This window comes from Pseudoxanthomonas mexicana, assembly GCF_001556105.1.
Classification (GTDB): Bacteria; Pseudomonadota; Gammaproteobacteria; order Xanthomonadales; family Xanthomonadaceae; genus Pseudoxanthomonas_A; species Pseudoxanthomonas_A mexicana_A.
In genome coordinates this window covers 1-16,840 of the sequence record NZ_LSIF01000058.1, presented here as the reverse complement: position 1 = coordinate 16,840, position 16,840 = coordinate 1, and the positions used below count along the sequence as shown (strand labels likewise).

Here is a 16,840-nt window from a genome sequence, read left to right as displayed (position 1 = left end):
GCGGGGCCTTTCTCGTTTCGGCTCGCGTCGCCGCGAAAGGAGTGTTCACCGAACGCTGGCGGCACCCTCATAGCCGGAGATCTCTTCTTCCGCCAACAGCAGTCGCAGTTGTGCGGCGGAAGCACGCTTCATCGGTTTTTCGTCGACGCTCGAGAGCGGCGCCTGGCGTAGCGCGTCGTGCGGCAATACGGTCAAGTCGAAGCTCAGGTCTTCGGCACTGAACACCCAGACCGGAAGGTCGGCGACGCGCTCGCGATCGATGCGCAGCCGACGATCGCGCGGCTCGGCCGGGATGCGGTGTTCTTCGAGAAAGCGGGTGACCGCGTCGGGGTCATCGCTGTGGACGTGCACGTGGACGGGCGTGTTGGCGTCGGCCGTGCCCTCGAGGACCGGCCCGACGAGCCGTGGCGAAAAGCCCGACAGAAACTCCATCGCACGCAGTGCGGCCTCGCGTCGGCGGCGAAGTCCCGCCGCGTGCGCCTCGCCTGCGAACAGGCGCTGATACTCGCGCAGGGCATCCTCGATCTCCCGGTTGCGCGGCAGGGAGGCGTCGTCGTGGATGCCGAGCCGGCTGGCGGCTTTCAGCTTGGCCTGGTGGAAGTCGCGGATGCCGCCTTCGGCCATCAGACGGGCGGCTTCGTGCGCCAGGCGCTGGCGACGCTCGCGGGTGCGCGTTTCGGCGTGCTGACGGGCGTGGTGCATGGCAGGCCTCCGCGTCGAACCTGCACGCGAATGTACACCATGTCGCTGACGTGTCCATGACGGCGGCGGGCGCCGTCATGCGACCTTCATCGCAACACCGCGATCAGAAGATGTCGAAGGCTTCCTCGTCGGGCACGGCGTCCTCGGGCCCGTAGAGGTCGTAGTCCTGGATGCGCTCCATGTCCTCGACCTTCACCCACTCGGTTACGCCGTTGAGCGTGGCCTGCACCATGCCCTCGGGCGGATCGTTCGCCGCCACTGGCGTGTCCTTCAGCGCCACGCGCATGTAGTCGATCCAGATCGGCAGGGCGGCCTTGCCACCGTACTCGCGGTAGCCCAGCGACTGGAAGTTGTCGCGACCGACCCACACGACCGTGGCGTAGGTACCGCCGAAGCCACCGAACCAGGCATCGCGGTGGTCGTTGGTCGAGCCGGTCTTGCCGCCGACGTCCTCGCGGCCCAGCACCTTGGCTGCCGTGCCGGTGCCGCGCTGGACGACGTCCCGCATCATCGACACCATCTGGTAGGCGGTGCGTTCGTCGATGGCGCGCGGTGCGGTGACTGCGTTGGGGTCGGCGGGCTTTTCTTCGACCTTCGGCCTCTGCGTGGTAGTGGTCGCTGCCTTCGGTGCATCGGCAGGACCGAAATTGAAGCCGTCCACGACCTGCGACGCCGGGGTGCCGGTACCGTGTTGCCCCGCGCCGCAGCCGCGGCAGGCGACGGCAGGATTCTCCTTGAACACCACGTTGCCTTCGCGGTCCTTCACCTGGTCGATGAACCAGGGCGTCACGCGCGAACCGCCGTTGGCGAACACGGCATAGCCGCGCGCGACCGACAGTGGTGTCAGAGAGGCCGTACCCAGCGACATCGACAGGTTGGGTGGCAATTCGGCCTCCTCGAAGCCGAACTGGCTGATGTAGGTGCGCGCGAACGGCACACCGATGCCGTCGAGCAGGCGTACCGACACGAGGTTGCGCGACTGCACCAGCGCTTCGCGCAGGCGCATCGGGCCGCGGAAGCCGCCGCCGTCGTTCTGCGGACGCCACATGTGGCCGCGCCGGTCGCGGAACACGACCGGCGCATCCAGCACGATCGAGGCCGGGTTGAAGCCCTTTTCGAACGAGGCGGCGTACAGGAACGGCTTGAAGCTGGAGCCGGGTTGGCGGCGTGCCTGCGTGGCGCGATTGAACTTGTTGCCGGCGAAGCTGTAGCCGCCGACCAGCGCGCGTACGGCACCGTTGTTCGCATCGAGGGATACCAGCGCGGCCTGCGCGCGCGGAATCTGGTCGACCACGTAGCTGCCTTCGTCCTTGCCCGCCTTGATGCGGGTCAGGTCGCCACGCTTGAGCAGCTTGGCCGGCGAGCGTCCGGTCCACTTGCTCGCGCTGACCGGCAGAACGACCTCCTTGCCGTCGGCCAGCACCACCGTCGCGCTGCCGTCGTCCGCAACGCGGGCCACGACGACCGGCAGCAGGCCGTTCTGTGCGGGAATCCCCCGCAGGTGGACGGCCAATGCCTTGGCGTCCGCGTCGGCCGCCACGTCGAAATGCTGCTCGACCCCGTTCCAGCCGTGGCGGTGGTCGTACAGTCCCAGGCCGTCGCGTACGGCGTCGTTGGCGGCGCCCTGCGCCGCAGCGTCCAGCGTGGTGGTGACGTGGTAGCCCTTGGTCAGTGCCTCCGGCCCGAAGCGCGCGATCATCTCCTGGCGCACCATCTCGGCCACGTAGGGGGCATAGACCTCGATCGGCCGCTCGTGCGGCGTGGCATGCATCGGCTCGGCCTTGGCCTGTGCGGCTTCAGCGGCAGTGATGTAGCCGTCCTCACGCATGCGCTCGACGACGTAGGCGCTGCGCTGCTGGTTGCGGCCGGGATTGCTGATGGGGTTGCCGCTGGAGGGGAACTTCAGCGCGCTGACCAGCGTGGCGGTCTCGGCCAGGGTCAGCTGGTCCAGCGTCTTGCCGTAGTAGTACTCGGCCGCGGCGGCGACGCCGTAGGACCGGTTCCCGAAGAAGCTCTTGTTGAGATAGAGCTCCAGGATCTCGTCCTTGGTCAGCATGTTCTCGATGCGCATCGCCAGCATCATTTCGACCAGCTTGCGGGTGTAGCTGTACTCCGAGCTGAGGAACCACTGCCGGGCGACCTGCTGGGTGATCGTGCTGCCGCCGGCCACGCGACCTTCCTTGCGGCTGACGATCTGCCAGACGGCACGGGCGATGCCGGTGGGGTCGATGCCGTTGTGCTCGTAGAACTTGCTGTCCTCGGCCGCCACGAAGGCCTGCTTGACCCGGGCCGGAACCTTGTCGATCTGCACCGGATAGCGGCGGATCTCGCCGTACAGGCCCATCAGGCGGCCGTCGCTGGCGTAGATGTAGAGGGGTTCCTGCAGTTCGACGTTCCGCAGGGACTGGACGTCCGGGACCTTGGCCGAGACCGTGTAATACAGAACCCCCAGGCCGACGGCGCCGGCCAGGGCAAGTATCAGGAACGTGATGAGGGTCCAACGGAGAAGACGACGGAACCGGGACATCCAGTGCTTTCCGATTGCAGAATTCGTAACGGCAGAGTATAGATGACCGCCGGGATCGCCACAGGTGATTCCATGGGGAACAGGGACTTGGGGAACAACCCTCGTGAAACGTGACAAGCCGCACAGCCACGTCATCGGCGGTTGCCAAGCGTAAAAAGTTGGTTATAAATGGCGGCGCACGTTGTGCGCCCAGTGCCCGTCGGAAGGGGAAAGACCGTGGGGCTAATCCCAAAAAGCCAGTCGCCGCTGATCGGCGTCGACATCAGTTCGACTGCGGTAAAGCTGCTGCAGCTGTCGCGCGTGGGCAACCGATACCGGGTTGAACACTACGCCGTCGAGCCGCTGCCGCCGAATGCCGTGGTCGAGAAGAACATCGTCGAGGTCGAGGCGGTCGGCGAAGCCATCCGTCGCGCGGTCAATCGCGCAGGCAGCAAGGTGAAGTACGCCGCGGCCGCCGTGGCCGGCTCGGCAGTGATCACCAAGATCATCCCGATGCCTGCCGATCTGGACGAGAGCGACCTTGAAGCCCAGGTCGAGCTCGAGGCGGTCAACTACATTCCGTATCCCATCGAGGAAGTGAACATCGACTTCGAGGTGCTGGGCGCCATGCCCAACAATCCGGAGATGGTGCAGGTACTCCTCGCCGCGTCGCGTTCCGAGAACGTGGAGTTGCGCCAGTCCGCGCTGGAGCTTGGCGGCCTGACCGCACGGGTCATGGACGTGGAAGCCTTCGCGGTGGAGAACGCCTTCGCCCTGATGGCCACGGACCTGCCGATTCCGCAGGACGGCGTGGTCGCGCTGGTCGACATCGGCGCCACGATGACCACGCTCAACGTCCTGCGTCGCGGCCGCAGCCTCTACAGCCGCGAGCAGGTGTTCGGCGGCAAGCAGCTCACCGACGAAGTGATGCGCCGTTATGGCCTGACCTACGAAGAGGCTGGCTTGGCCAAGCGCCAGGGCGGGCTGCCGGAAAGCTACGAAGTCGAAGTGCTTGAGCCGTTCAAGGAAGCCACCGTCCAGCAGATCAGTCGCCTGCTGCAGTTCTTCTACGCCGGCAGCGAGTTCAATCGTGTCGACCAGATCGTGCTCGCAGGCGGATGCGCCGCACTGCCGGGCCTGCCGGAGATGGTGGAAGAGCAACTGGGCGTGCCCACCGTGGTTGCCAATCCGCTGGCACAGATGACCCTCGGACCGCGCGTACAGGCGCATGCGCTGGCGCAGGATGCCCCCGCGCTGATGATCGCCACCGGCCTGGCTTTGAGGAGCTTCGACTGATGGCAAGAATCAACCTACTCCCATGGCGTGCCGAACGCCGTGTGCAGCGCCAGCGCGAGTTCTACGTCATGCTGGGCGCCGCCGCCATCGCTGGCCTGTTGCTGTCCTTCCTGCTGTGGTTCCACTACGACCGCCAGGTGTCAGGGCAAACCGAGCGCAACGATTTCCTGAAGGACGAGATCGCCAAGGTCCAGGCGCAGAACAAGGAAATCGAGAAGCTCGACGAGCAGAAACGCCGCTTGCTGGCCCGCAAGGAGGTCATCGAGAAATTGCAGGCCAACCGCTCGCAGATGGTCCACCTGTTCGACTCGCTGGTCCGCACCATCCCCGATGGCGTGATGCTGGCCAACATCAAGCAGGAAGGCGAAGTGCTGACGCTGCAGGGGCGCGCCCAGTCCAATGCCCGCGTCAGTGCCTACATGCGCAACCTGGAAACGTCGGGCTGGATGACCAAGCCCGAGCTGTCGATCATCGAAGCCAAGCCGGAAGAGGTCAAAACACTGACCAATACCGGTGCCGGTAGTGCGCTGCCCTACGTGTTTACGCTACAGGTGAGGTTGGCGAACCCCACTGCAGAACAGCAAGCCGAATCCGCCGCCGCTGGTCCCAATGCGCCGGCTGCCACGCCTGCGGCGACACCAGCACCAGCACCCCTTGAGGGCCAGCCTGCCGCCCCGGCGCCCGCGGCACCTGCACCGACGCCGCCCGCCGGCGGCACCACACCGACTTCCGGGAGCAACTCATGAGCCAGAAGACATCGCTCAAGAACCTGGACATCAACAACATCGGTGCCTGGCCGCAGAACGCCAAGGTGGGCTTCTGCGTCGTGCTCGCGATCTTCATCCTGGTGCTGTCCTACTTCCTCGTCGTGAGGGGCAAGACCCAGACGCTGGATTCGCTGGAGCAGGAAGAAGTACGCCTTCGCCAGGATTTCGAGAAGGAACAGGCCAAGGCTGCCAACCTCGAGCCGTTGAAGCAGCAACTCGCGCAGATGGAGCAGGTGTTGCAGCAGATGCTGCGTCAGCTGCCCAGCAAGACCGAGATGCCGGACCTCATCATCGACATCTCGCAGACGGCACTGTCGAGCGGCCTGACCAACGAGCTGTTCCAGCCGCAGCCGGAAACGCTGAAGGAGTTCTACGCCGAGAAGCCGATCCAACTGCGCATGGTGGGCAACTACCACCAGTTCGGTGCCTTCGTCAGCGGCGTGGCCTCATTGCCGCGCGTGGTCATCCTGACCATGCACGACATCTCCTTGCAGCCCAAGGAAGGCAAGGGCGGCATCAACCGGGGTGCGCTGGAATTGTCCGGCACGGTCAAGACCTATCGTTACCTCGATGAAACCGAGGTGGCGGAGCAGGAGGCGGCTGCGGCGGACGCGGCCAAGGCCGGCGGGGCAAGTGCGCCTGCATCGGGAGGAGCACCATGATGCGCAGCAAATGGCATTGGATGGTCCTCGCTGGCGTCGTCGTGACGTCTGGTTGTGCACGCGGTATCACCAGCACGCCTGGCGATGCCCCCAACCTCGAGAAATGGGTGGAGGACGTGCGTGCCCGTCCCGCGCCACCACTGGAACCGCTGCCCGTGATGCAGCAGTTCGAGACCTTCGAATACGCCGCGCAGACACTCCGGGATCCCTTCAGCAACGCCTGGAGCAATGCCGATGCAGGTGGGCTCCGGCCTGACCCGAACCGGCGCAAGGAAACACTGGAGCAGTACCCGCTGGACAGCCTGGACATGGTCGGTACGATCGGCAAGGGGGCAGGTCTGGTGGCACTGGTGATGGGACCCGACAAGGTCACCTACCGGGTACGTCCGGGGAACTACCTGGGCCAGAGCGACGGCCGGGTTACCTCGGTCCGCGAAGATGGCGTCGAACTTGTCGAACTAGTGCCGGATGGCGCGGGCGGCTGGCTGGAACGGCCGGCGTCGCTCTCGCTTGAAGATCAATGATTGGGGGATACACGATGACCGCTACGAATGCCTACCGCCTGCGGCCGTCCCGGCGCCTGGCTACTTTCCGGCTCTGCTCTCTGGGGTTGGCCATCGGCCTGCTTGCTGCGGCCAGCGCCGCAGGCGCCGTATCGCCGGCGGCACAGGCGACGTCTCCCGCTGCCGCGAGCCAGTCGGCCACCGCCGTGTCGGTGTCTAACATCGACTTCCGTCGCGGTGAAGACGGTGCCGGTCGTCTGGTCATCAAGTTCGATGGCCAGGGCGCGACGCCCGACCTGCGCAACCAGGGCGACAGTGTCGTGGTGAACGTCGGCAACGCCGTGTTGCCTGCTTCCCTGCAGCGCCCGCTCAATGTGGTCGACTTCGCCACGCCGGTGCAGCGCGTCGATGCGCAGAGCAAGGGCGGCGGCACAGAGCTGGTGCTCAGCACGCGTGGCGACTTCGAATCGCTGGCCTACCAGTCCGGCAACGAATACGTGGTCGAGATCGTGCCGCGCGCGGGCCAGAAGGCCGTGGGCGGGGCGAGTGCGACATCCGGCACCAGTGCCTCGGCTGTAGTCGCCGCCGCGCAGAAAGTCGCGTCCGAAGCACGCCGCTACAGCGGCCGCCCGGTGACGTTCAACTTCCAGGACGTGCCGGTGCGCACGGTGCTGCAGCTGATCGCGGAAGAGTCGAACCTCAATATCGTCGCTTCGGACACGGTCCAGGGCAATGTCACGCTGCGCCTGGTCAACGTGCCGTGGGACCAGGCGCTCGACATCGTGTTGCGCGCCAAGGGTCTGGACAAGCGCCGTGACGGCGCGGTCGTCTGGGTCGCACCGCAGCCCGAACTGGCCAAATTCGAGCAGGACAAGGAAGACGCCCGCATCGCGATCGAGAATCGCGAGGAGATGGTCACTGACTATGTCCAGATCAACTATCACAGCGCCGCGGCGATTTTCAAGGCGCTGACCGAAGCCAAGGGTATCGGCAACCAGAGCGGCGCAGGCGGTGGTGGCGGAGGCGGTGGTGGCTCCCAGGGCCAGTATGAGAACGGCTTCCTGTCCCTGCGCGGCCGTATCGTTGCTGACGAACGCACCAACATGCTGATGATCAGCGACATCCCGAAGAGGGTCGCGCGAATGCGCGAGCTGATCTCGATGATCGACAAACCGGTAGACCAGGTGCTGATCGAAGGCCGCATCGTCATCGCCACGGACACGTTCGCGCGCGACCTCGGTGCCCGCTTCGGCGTGCAGGGTCGTCGCTTCGGCGATCGCAGCCAGGGTATCGGTGGCTCGCTGGGTGGCAATGCCGGCAATATCGCCAATCCCACCCGACCGATCACGCCGGGGGCCCTGAACGTGAATCTGCCGGCTGATACGTTCACCGATGCAGCCGCGGGTGCTCTGGCCTACACACTGCTTGGCCGCAACTTCTCGATCGACCTTGAACTGTCCGCGATGCAGGAAGAGGGCCGGGGCGAGGTGATCTCGAACCCGCGCATCGTGACCGCCAACCAGCGTGAGGGCGTGATCCGCCAAGGCAAGGAGATCGGTTACGTCACGATCACGGCGGGCCAGGGCGGTGTCGCCACGCCGAACGTGCAATTCAAGGAAGCGTTGCTTGAGCTGAAGGTGATGCCAACGATCACCAATGACGATCGCGTCTTCCTGAACCTCAACGTCAAGAAGGACGAAGTGGCCGAATACATCACGCTGCCAAACTACGGCAGCGTGCCCACCATCGACAAGCGCGAGATCAACACCGCCGTGCTGGTCGAAGATGGTCAGACCGTCGTGATCGGTGGCGTGTACGAGTTCACCGATCGCAGCAGCGTGGCCAAGGTGCCGTTCCTCGGCGACATTCCTTTCCTGGGCAACCTGTTCAAGAAGAAGGGTCGCAGCAAGGACAAGGCCGAGTTGCTGATCTTCATCACCCCGAAGGTGTTGTCGGTCAACAAGCGCTGATCGACATCGCACAAGTGCGTCAAGAGACGGGCCGCTTCTGCGGCCCGTCTCCGTTTTGAGGGTAGGCGACGGGAATTGACACTGAACCCCTGCCGTTCCGCACGGGAATGACGGGAACCTGCGTGGCACACTGGCGGTCCGACGCGCATCCCGCATTGCCCGGAAGCCCATGGATCGTCAACCGACAGAAGCCCGCCTGTTCGACCGCTTCGTTTCCTTGCGAGAAGACCTCTCGCAGACCATCGTCGGTCAGGCGGCGTTGGTCGAGCGCCTGTTGATTGCTTTGCTGGCCGATGGGCACCTGCTCGTCGAAGGCGCGCCGGGTCTGGCGAAAACCATGGCCATCCGCACCCTGGCATCGCGCCTGCAGGCGGATTTCGCGCGCGTGCAGTTCACGCCGGACCTGTTGCCGGCCGATCTCACCGGCACGGAAATATGGCGACCCCAGGACGGCCGCTTCGAATTCCAGGCCGGGCCGATCTTCCATCCGCTGTTGCTGGCCGACGAGATCAACCGGGCGCCGGCCAAGGTCCAGTCGGCGTTGCTGGAAGCGATGGGCGAGCGGCAGGTGACGGTGGGTCGACATACGTATCCATTGCCGGCCCTCTTCCTGGTCATGGCCACGCAGAACCCGATCGAGCAGGAGGGCACCTTCCCGTTGCCGGAAGCGCAGCTCGACCGGTTCCTGATGCACGTGAAGATCGGATACCCCGAAGCTGCTGCTGAAACCGACATCCTGCGGTTGGCCCGTGAGCGCGCGCGGGAGCAGATGCAGCCTGTTGCGGGTGCGGTCGCGCGCATGCCGCCGGAAGATGTCTTCGCCGCACGTACCCAGGTGCTCGATCTGCACCTGGCGCCTGCACTGGAACGCTACCTGATCGAACTGGTGCTTGCCTCGCGCGACGCCTCGCGTTACGACGCCGCGCTCGCGCGGCGCATTGCCTGGGGCGCGAGTCCCCGCGGCTCGATTGCGCTGGAGCGATGCGCGCGCGCGCGCGCCTGGCTGGCGGGACGCGACTACGTCACGCCCGATGACATCCGGGCCATCGCCCCCGACGTGCTACGCCACCGCGTCCTGCCCAGTTACGAGGCGACGGCAGAAGGCTGGGATGGTGACCGGCTGGTGCAGGCGTTGCTCGACGTGGTTCCGTTGCCCTGAGCGCGGGTAGCGCCGGTCCATGAGCGAAGGCATCACGCCCACCCTGTCCGAGCTGATCGCGCTGCGCGCCAGCGCGCAGCGGCGACCGCCTGCGCGTCGTGGTCGGCATTCCGTCACCGGTCCTTCCGCGTCGCCACTTCGGGGCCGCGGTATGGAATACGCGGAATCGCGCGAGTACGTGGCCGGCGACGATGTCCGCCACATCGACTGGCGGGTGACCGCGCGCAGTGGTCGCACGCATACCAAGTTGTTCCAGGCCGAACGCGAACGACTGACGCTGGTCGTTGCCGACACGTCGCCGCTGCTCTATTTCGGCACGCGCACGCGCTTCAAGTCGGTGCAGGCCGCACGTGCCGGGGCCGTCGCCGCATGGCAGGCGGTGCGCGAAGGTGATCGCCTGGCCATCCTGCGTGGCAGCATGGCGGAAGCGCCTGTTCCACCTGCTGCCGGAACACGTGGTGCATTGCGCGTGCTGGATGCGCTGGTGCGCTGGTATGCCACGCCGCTGCCGGACGATCTTGGCTTGGCGTTCGCACTCGATCATGCAGCAAGGCTGCTGCGGCCCGGATCCCGCTTACTGGTGCTGGCCGATCCGCATAGCCTCGCGTCCATTCCGGAATCGCGCTGGCCGGCACTGGCGGCGCATCACGATGTCGTCGTCCTCCTGCTCACCGATCCACTGGAAACCGCGCCGCCTTCGCAGCGGTTGCCGTTCGTCGTGGGAAGCCAGCGGGTTGAGCTGGACTTGGCCGGTGATGCGCAGCGCGAAGCGTGGCGCATCGAGTTCCAGCAACCCCTCGAGCGAGCACTTGATCGCCTGCCTGCGCGCGGCGTGCAGGTGCGCACGCTGTCGACCGATGCCGCCAGCGACGCGTGGCTGGTCGCGTTGGGTCGCGCGCAGCCGCAGGTGGCGTGAGCATGGGCATGGGCACGCTGGTGTTGCGCGATGTGCACGTGCCGGCGTCACCGTCGTGGTGGCCGCTTGCGCCAGGCTGGTGGTTGGTAGTGGCCGCGGTGTTGCTGGTGGCGATCGTTGTCGGTGCATGGCGCATATACCGTCATCGCAGGCGACAGGCGTGGCAGCGCTGGTTCGACGCGACGAGCGATGGGCGCTTGCCTGCGGAGCAGGTGGCGGCGATGTCCGATCGGCTGCGCCGGGCTGCACGCGTGCTTGATCCTTCGGCGGACCGGCTCGAAGGCGACGCCTGGCTCGCGTTCCTGGATGGCAAGCGCGGCGGTCATGCGTTCTCGCAGGGAGCAGGACGGCTGCTGCTGGACGGTGCCTATCGTCGCGACGTGTCGCCTGCGGATCTCGCGGCGGCGACCGAAGTCGCGCGTGCTCGCTTCCTCGAACTGATGGCGGGCGAGCGGTGAGCCTGTCGTTTCCGGCGCTGCACTGGCTGCAGGACGGTTATGCCGGCTTTGCGTGGCCGTGGTTCTGGCTGGCATTCCCGTTGCCGTGGCTGGTGCGCTGGTTGCTGCCGGTCCCGCGTACGCATGACGATGCGATCAGGGTCCCCTACGGACCCGCGATGCAGGCGATTGCGGGGCAGGGCGGACGTGGACTGCCCAAACGCGCGGCTGCGCTGGCGTGGCTCGCGTGGTTCCTGCTGTGCGCGGCAGCTGCGCGGCCGCAGCAGTTCGGCGAAGCGGTGACGCCGCCCGTGAGCGGACGCGATCTGATGCTGGCAATCGACCTGTCGGGCAGCATGACCGAACCCGACATGGAGCTGGGCGGTGCCGTCGTCGATCGGCTGACCGCCGCCAAGGCGGTCTTGGCGGACTTTCTCGACCGGCGCGACGGTGATCGCGTCGGCCTGCTGGTGTTCGGCCAGCGTGCGTATGCGATGACGCCGTTGACGCGCGATCTGCAGACGGTGCGTGAGCAACTGCGGGATGCCGTAGCCGGGTTGGCCGGACGCGAAACCGCCATCGGCGATGCCATCGCGCTTGGCGTGCGTCGCCTGCGCATGCAGCAGGACGGACAGCGCGTGTTGATCCTGCTCACGGACGGCGTCAACTCGGCGGGTGTGCTGACGCCGCAGAAAGCGGCGGAGCTGGCGAAAGAGGAGCGCATACGCATCCACACCATCGCCTTCGGCGGCGATGGCGGGATCAGCGTGTTCGGCGTCCCGCTGCCGATGCCGGCAAGTGCGGCGGAAGCGCTCGACGAAGCGACCCTGCGCGATGTCGCGACGCAGACCGGGGGACGCTTCTACCGTGCGCGCGATACCCGCGAACTGGCCGGGATCTACGCCGAGCTGGATCGGCTGGAACCGGTGGAGCAGCCGGGCAAGGCGGTGCGTCCACGGATCGAACGCTACGCGTGGCCGCTGGCCGCAGCGCTCGCGGTGTCGCTGCTTGCTTTCGTGTTACCACGGAGGCGTCCATGAGCTTGGATTGGACCGCGCTGCACTTCCTGCGCCCCCCGTGGTTGTGGGCATTGGCCGCGTTGCCCGTGCTGGCCTGGGTGTGGCGCGTACAACGGCAACGCCGCAGTGCGTGGCGAGGGCATGTCGATGCGCATCTGCTGCCCCATTTGCTGGTCCGCGGCGGCGCGGGCGCACGCACCGGGATGATCGCTGCGGCCATCGCGTACACGCTTGCAGTGCTGGCGCTGGCCGGGCCGAGTTGGCGCCAGGCCGAGCAGCCGCTCTGGCAGGTCAAGCGCCCGTTGGTCGCGGTGCTCGACCTCTCCGGCCGCATCACCGCGAGCGATCTGCCGCCATCGCGATTGTTGCAGGCACGGGCGAAGCTGGCCCAGGTGATGGACGCTCGCGCAGGCAGCCCGGTCGCGCTGGTCGTTTACGCCGGCGACGCCTTCACCGTCACGCCGCTGACCGACGATACCGCCAACATCCGCCTGTTCCTCGACGACCTCGCACCCGACATCATGCCGATGGAGGGTCAGCGAGCGGATCGCGGCATTGCATGGGCGGCGCGGTTGCTCATGCAGGCCGACGCACGTCGCGGCGACATCCTGCTGCTCACCGACCGCGCAGACAGCGCAGCGGTGGCCGCGGCATCGGAAGCGCGCGCCCAGGGCTATGCTGTCTCTGTAGTGGGCCTGGGCACGTCATCGGGCGCCGCGTACCGCGGTGGTGATGGCGTGATCGGGCATGCATCGCTGGATGCCTCGTCTTTGCAGGGACTGGCATCGGGCGGGGGTGGTCGCTACCACGCGTTGACGGCGGATGACGGCGACCTCGCCGCACTTGGTGTGCGATCTCCCGCCCTGATGGGTGAAAGCACCGCCACGGCGGGCGGCGGCAAGGCCTGGCGCGATGAAGGCTACTGGCTGCTGATCCCTTTGATGGCGCTCGCATTGCTGGGGTTCCGGCGGGGTGCTGCCCTCGTGCTGGTCGGCGTGTTGTGGCTGCCGATGGCGCCGCCTGTGTCGGCTGCCGGCATCGACTGGTGGCAACGCGCCGACCAGGTTGAGCATGCGCGCGTCGTGGAAGGCGCCGATGCGTACCGCCAAGGTGATTTCGCCGCGGCCGAGCAGGCGTTTACCGGCATCGACACCCCCGAAGGCTGGTACAACCTCGGCAATGCGTTGGCGAAACAGCAGCGCTACGACGACGCCATCGCCGCGTACGACCGCGCCCTGCGCGCAAAGCCCGGGATGCCGGATGCGGTGGCGAACCGCGCCGCGGTCGATGCCGCACGCAAGCGACCGCCATCGTCGGGTGAGGGCCAGGGCAAGCCGGGACAGCAAGGCGACGGCAAGCAGGCATCCAAGGGTTCGCAGGGCGATGCGAAGCCCGAACCCGGTAGCCAGAAGCCTGCATCGCCTTCGCCGGCTGACAACACGCCCGCGTCGCAAAGTGCGGGGAAGACACCGCCTGCAACGAACTCGTCTTCCCGCACGCCGCCATCTTCTCCACCGGATGCCGCCGCGCAGTCCGCCGCCGATGCCGCGCAGCGTGAGCGCATGCGCGAGGCCATGGCGCGCGATGCCGGACAGGGCGCCGACCAAGCCAAGCAAGGCGCACCCGTCGTGCAGGCGGAAACCGCAGAACAGCGCGAGCGCCGCCAGGCGGTCGACGCGTGGCTGAAACGCGTGCCCGACGAGCCGGGCTCGCTGCTGAAGGCGAAGTTCCGGCTCGAACAGGAACGGCGGCAGAGGGAAGGACGATGAAACATCGGGCGTGGTGGTTGCTGTGTCTGCTGGCGGCGTGGCCGCTGTCGTCGCTGGCGGCGACCCGCGCGTGGCTCGAACAGGCGCAGGTGACGCTCGGCCAGGCGGTGACGTTGAACGTCGAAACCGACGCGGTGTCCGCCACGCCCGACCTCACGCCGCTGATGCGCGATTTCGAGGTGGAAGGACAGGCCGACAGTCGCAGCGTGCAACTGGTCAACGGGCGCATGAGCAGCCGCATGACGTTCGCGCTGACCCTGCGTCCCCGTCGCGCAGGAACGCTGGCGATTCCCGCCCTGCAGGTGGGGAGCGAGCGTACCGTGCCGCTGGTGCTGGAGGTCGCCGCGACCGCCACGGCGAGCGCCGCGTCCAACGGCCTGGTGTTCGTGGAGACCGAGGTCGACGATGCCCGTCCTTACGTGCAGCAATCGGTCGGCATCACCGTGCGGTTGTTCTACGCGACGCCACTGGTATCCGGTCAACTCGACCTGGATCCGCCGGATGGCGCCTTGCTGCAGCGGGTCGGCGAGATCGTGCAGTCGAGTCGCGAGATCGACGGGCGTCGCTACAACACCGCCGAGCGCCGTTTCCTGCTCGTGCCCGAACGCAGCGGTCCATTGACCTTGCCGGGCGCCCGCTTCAGCGGACGCGGGGCGGGGGGATGGATGGACGACCTGCTCGGCGGCAACAGCCGCGAGGTCAACATCACCGGCACGCCACGCACATTGCAGGTCCGGCCGCAGCCGGCGAATGCGCCGCAACCCTGGCTGCCGGTGCGTGACCTGCGCCTGCGCTACACCGCCGTTCCGGAGCAGCTGCGTACCGGCGAAGCGGCCACGCTCGCGATCGAAACCACGGTCGTCGGCGCGACACAGGCGCAACTGCCGGAACTGCCGACGCCCACGATCCCGGGCGCGCAGGTGTTCGCGGAACCTCCGCAGTACGACGAGACCTTCGTCGGCGGCACGCCGCAGGTGAAGCTGACGCGACGCTATTCGATCGTGCCCTCCCAGTCCGGCACGCTCGCCGTGCCCGGCGTCGCGATGGCGTGGTGGGACGTGCGTGGTGGGTCGGCGAAGCGCGCGACGCTGCAGGACCTGGCGATACCGGTCGTGATGGGCAGTGGACAGGCGTCGCGACCGCCGGCACCGGAGGGTGCAACGCCGGCATCCCAGGGCGCGACGGATGATGGCGTCATTGCGCTGGCCGGCGAACGGCGCGTGCCCGCGCACCTGTGGCCATGGCTGGCCGCCGGCTTTGCCCTGCTCTGGTTGGCGACGCTGGTATGGGGGCTGTCACGGCGCCAGGGCGTCGTGGGCACGTCCCGCAAGCGCGCATCGCTCGCCGAGACCGCCACCGTGGTGGATACGCCGGCGACCCATACCGCTGCCGACCTAAGACGCGTGCTGGATGCCGGCGACCTCGACGATATCGAGATCGTGTTGTGCGGCATGGCGCGTCCGATGGCGGTCGATCTCGACGACCTGCAGCGTCGCCTCGACGCACCCGCACAACGCGCGGCGGTGGACCTGCTGCGCCGTGCCCGCTGGGCCGGCGGTGATCCCGCGCAGGCACGCCTCGCATTGCGCGAGGCCTTCCGTGGCGGTCCCCAGTGGCGAGCCAGGGATGCCGGCGTGACGGACGAACCGCTGCCGCCGCTATACCCGCGATAAGGGAAACCGGGCCGACGTTCGTCCTCCTTCAACCGCGGGGACGCTGCCCGCAGCCGCCCTGATGCGCCCTGTCCTGCACGGACGGGACGTCATGCCGGGTTTGCTAAGCTCCCGATCTTGTCTCCGCAGGACCCGCCGATGACCGACGCCACGCCCGCTCCCCGCACCAAGCTGCCGCTGCACTGGAAGATGGCCATCGGCTTCGGCGTCGGCCTGCTCGTAGGCCTGATCGTGCATGCGACCGGCCAGGGCGATGCGGGATGGGTGCAGGACGTCACCAGGTACGTCACCACCCCCTTCAGCAAGATCTTCCTCAACCTGATCTTCATGCTGATCGTGCCGCTGCTGTTCTCGGCGCTGGTCTGCGGCATCGCCGAGATGGGGGATATCCGCGCACTGGGCCGGATCGGCTGGAAGACGCTGGCCTACACCATCGTGCTGTCGGCGGTCGCCGTGTTGATCGGCCTGGTGCTGGTCAACCTGCTGAAGCCGGGCGTCGGTGTCGATCCGGCGATGGCGCAGCAGCTGATCGCCGAGAACGCCGAGCGCACCAAGGAGATCGTCGCCAGCGTGGGCACGCAGGCCACCGGCATGGACATGCTGCTGTCGATCGTGCCGGACAACGTCATCGGCGCGGCCTCCAGCAATGCGGCCATCCTGTCGCTGATGTTCTTCGCGGTGATGTTCGGCATCGGCCTGGTGCTGACCCCGTCGGAGAACACCAGCATCCTCAAGCGTGGCATCGAAGGCGTGTTCGAGATCTCGATGACGCTGATCGGCCTGGTCATCCGCCTGGCGCCGTACGCGGTGGCGTGCTTCATGTTCAACCTGGCCGCGATCTTCGGCTTCGACCTGCTGGTGCGGCTGGGCCAGTACGTGTTCGTGGTGGTGCTGGCGCTGGCGCTGCACCAGTTCGTCAGCTATTCGGTGGCGCTGAAGCTGGCCGGCTACTCGCCGCTCAAGTTCTTCCGCGGCGCGCAGGAAGCGATGGTGATGGCGTTCTCCACTGCCTCCAGCAACGCCACCCTGCCGACCGCGCTGCGCGTGGCCGACGAGAAGCTGGGCCTGCCGCGCACGGTGTCGCGCTTCGTGCTGACCGTGGGCGCCACCGCCAACCAGAACGGCACGGCGCTGTTCGAGGGCGTCACGGTCATCTTCCTGGCCCAGTTCTTCGGCGTGGACCTGTCGCTGGGCCAGCAGTTCATGGTGATGCTGGTGTGCATCCTGGGCGGCATCGGCACGGCCGGCGTGCCGTCGGGCTCGTTGCCGGTGGTGGCGCTGATCTGCGCGATGGTGGGCGTGAACCCGATCGGCATCGGCCTGATCCTGGGCGTGAACCACTTCCTCGATATGTGTCGCACCACGCTCAATGTCACCGGCGACCTGACGTTGGCCTCACTGGTGGCCAAGGGCGAAACGGGTGACGTGAAGCTGCCCGGAAACCCCGGCTAACACCCCGGC

The 16,840-nt window shown here is 67.0% G+C and carries 14 protein-coding genes; 12 read left to right on the top strand and 2 right to left on the bottom strand.

From position 1 onward, the window contains the following. Positions 1-45 precede the first annotated feature (45 nt). Both AX730_RS09830 and AX730_RS09825 read right to left on the bottom strand, forming a co-directional pair. On the bottom strand, positions 46-702 hold the full coding sequence (locus AX730_RS09830) for a hypothetical protein (RefSeq protein ID WP_062355522.1): 657 nt from the start codon (positions 700-702) through the stop codon (positions 46-48). 103 nt (positions 703-805) lie between these two features. Then, entirely contained in the window at positions 806-3,229 is a 2,424-nt protein-coding gene (locus tag AX730_RS09825; protein ID WP_062355519.1) for a penicillin-binding protein 1A, read from the bottom strand. Between the two features lie 216 nt (positions 3,230-3,445). On the opposite strand from AX730_RS09825, the gene AX730_RS09820 reads away from it, so the two are divergent. The 12 genes from AX730_RS09820 to AX730_RS09765 all read left to right on the top strand — a co-directional run bounded on the left by AX730_RS09820 (position 3,446) and on the right by AX730_RS09765 (position 16,831). Further along, positions 3,446-4,504, top strand: coding sequence for a type IV pilus assembly protein PilM (locus AX730_RS09820; RefSeq protein ID WP_062355517.1), 1,059 nt, complete (start codon positions 3,446-3,448; stop codon positions 4,502-4,504). Then, on the top strand, positions 4,504-5,250 hold the full coding sequence (locus AX730_RS09815; RefSeq protein WP_062355514.1) for a PilN domain-containing protein: 747 nt from the start codon (positions 4,504-4,506) through the stop codon (positions 5,248-5,250). Before AX730_RS09820 ends, AX730_RS09815 begins: the two co-directional genes overlap by 1 nt. After that, positions 5,247-5,933: a type IV pilus inner membrane component PilO gene (locus AX730_RS09810; protein WP_062355511.1), complete on the top strand. Its 687-nt coding sequence runs from the start codon at positions 5,247-5,249 to the stop codon at positions 5,931-5,933. Before AX730_RS09815 ends, AX730_RS09810 begins: the two co-directional genes overlap by 4 nt. Further along, on the top strand, positions 5,930-6,457 hold the full coding sequence (locus tag AX730_RS09805; RefSeq protein WP_062355510.1) for a pilus assembly protein PilP: 528 nt from the start codon (positions 5,930-5,932) through the stop codon (positions 6,455-6,457). The genes AX730_RS09810 and AX730_RS09805 overlap by 4 nt, the downstream gene beginning before the upstream one ends. Positions 6,458-6,471: 14 nt before the next feature. Next, complete coding sequence (locus AX730_RS09800; RefSeq protein WP_062355507.1) at positions 6,472-8,406, top strand: type IV pilus secretin PilQ; 1,935 nt, start codon at positions 6,472-6,474, stop codon at positions 8,404-8,406. Between the two features lie 169 nt (positions 8,407-8,575). After that, positions 8,576-9,565, top strand: a complete 990-nt coding sequence (locus AX730_RS09795; protein ID WP_062355504.1) for an AAA family ATPase — start codon at positions 8,576-8,578, stop codon at positions 9,563-9,565. Positions 9,566-9,584: 19 nt separating this feature from the next. Continuing rightward, positions 9,585-10,481: a DUF58 domain-containing protein gene (locus tag AX730_RS09790; protein ID WP_062355501.1), complete on the top strand. Its 897-nt coding sequence runs from the start codon at positions 9,585-9,587 to the stop codon at positions 10,479-10,481. Between the two features lie 2 nt (positions 10,482-10,483). Next, complete coding sequence (locus AX730_RS19355) at positions 10,484-10,939, top strand: DUF4381 domain-containing protein (protein WP_062355499.1); 456 nt, start codon at positions 10,484-10,486, stop codon at positions 10,937-10,939. A 17-nt stretch (positions 10,940-10,956) separates the two neighbouring features. After that, positions 10,957-11,958 carry a vWA domain-containing protein gene (locus AX730_RS09780; RefSeq protein WP_062355563.1) on the top strand — a complete coding sequence of 334 codons (1,002 nt, stop codon included), beginning with the start codon at positions 10,957-10,959 and terminating at the stop codon, positions 11,956-11,958. Continuing rightward, positions 11,955-13,706 carry a vWA domain-containing protein gene (locus tag AX730_RS09775; RefSeq protein ID WP_062355496.1) on the top strand — a complete coding sequence of 584 codons (1,752 nt, stop codon included), beginning with the start codon at positions 11,955-11,957 and terminating at the stop codon, positions 13,704-13,706. Before AX730_RS09780 ends, AX730_RS09775 begins: the two co-directional genes overlap by 4 nt. Beyond that, on the top strand, positions 13,703-15,379 hold the full coding sequence (locus tag AX730_RS09770) for a BatD family protein (protein ID WP_062355490.1): 1,677 nt from the start codon (positions 13,703-13,705) through the stop codon (positions 15,377-15,379). Before AX730_RS09775 ends, AX730_RS09770 begins: the two co-directional genes overlap by 4 nt. Positions 15,380-15,517: 138 nt before the next feature. Beyond that, positions 15,518-16,831 (top strand): dicarboxylate/amino acid:cation symporter, encoded by a 1,314-nt coding sequence (locus AX730_RS09765; RefSeq protein ID WP_062355487.1) that lies wholly within the window; start codon positions 15,518-15,520, stop codon positions 16,829-16,831. Positions 16,832-16,840: the final 9 nt, after the last annotated feature.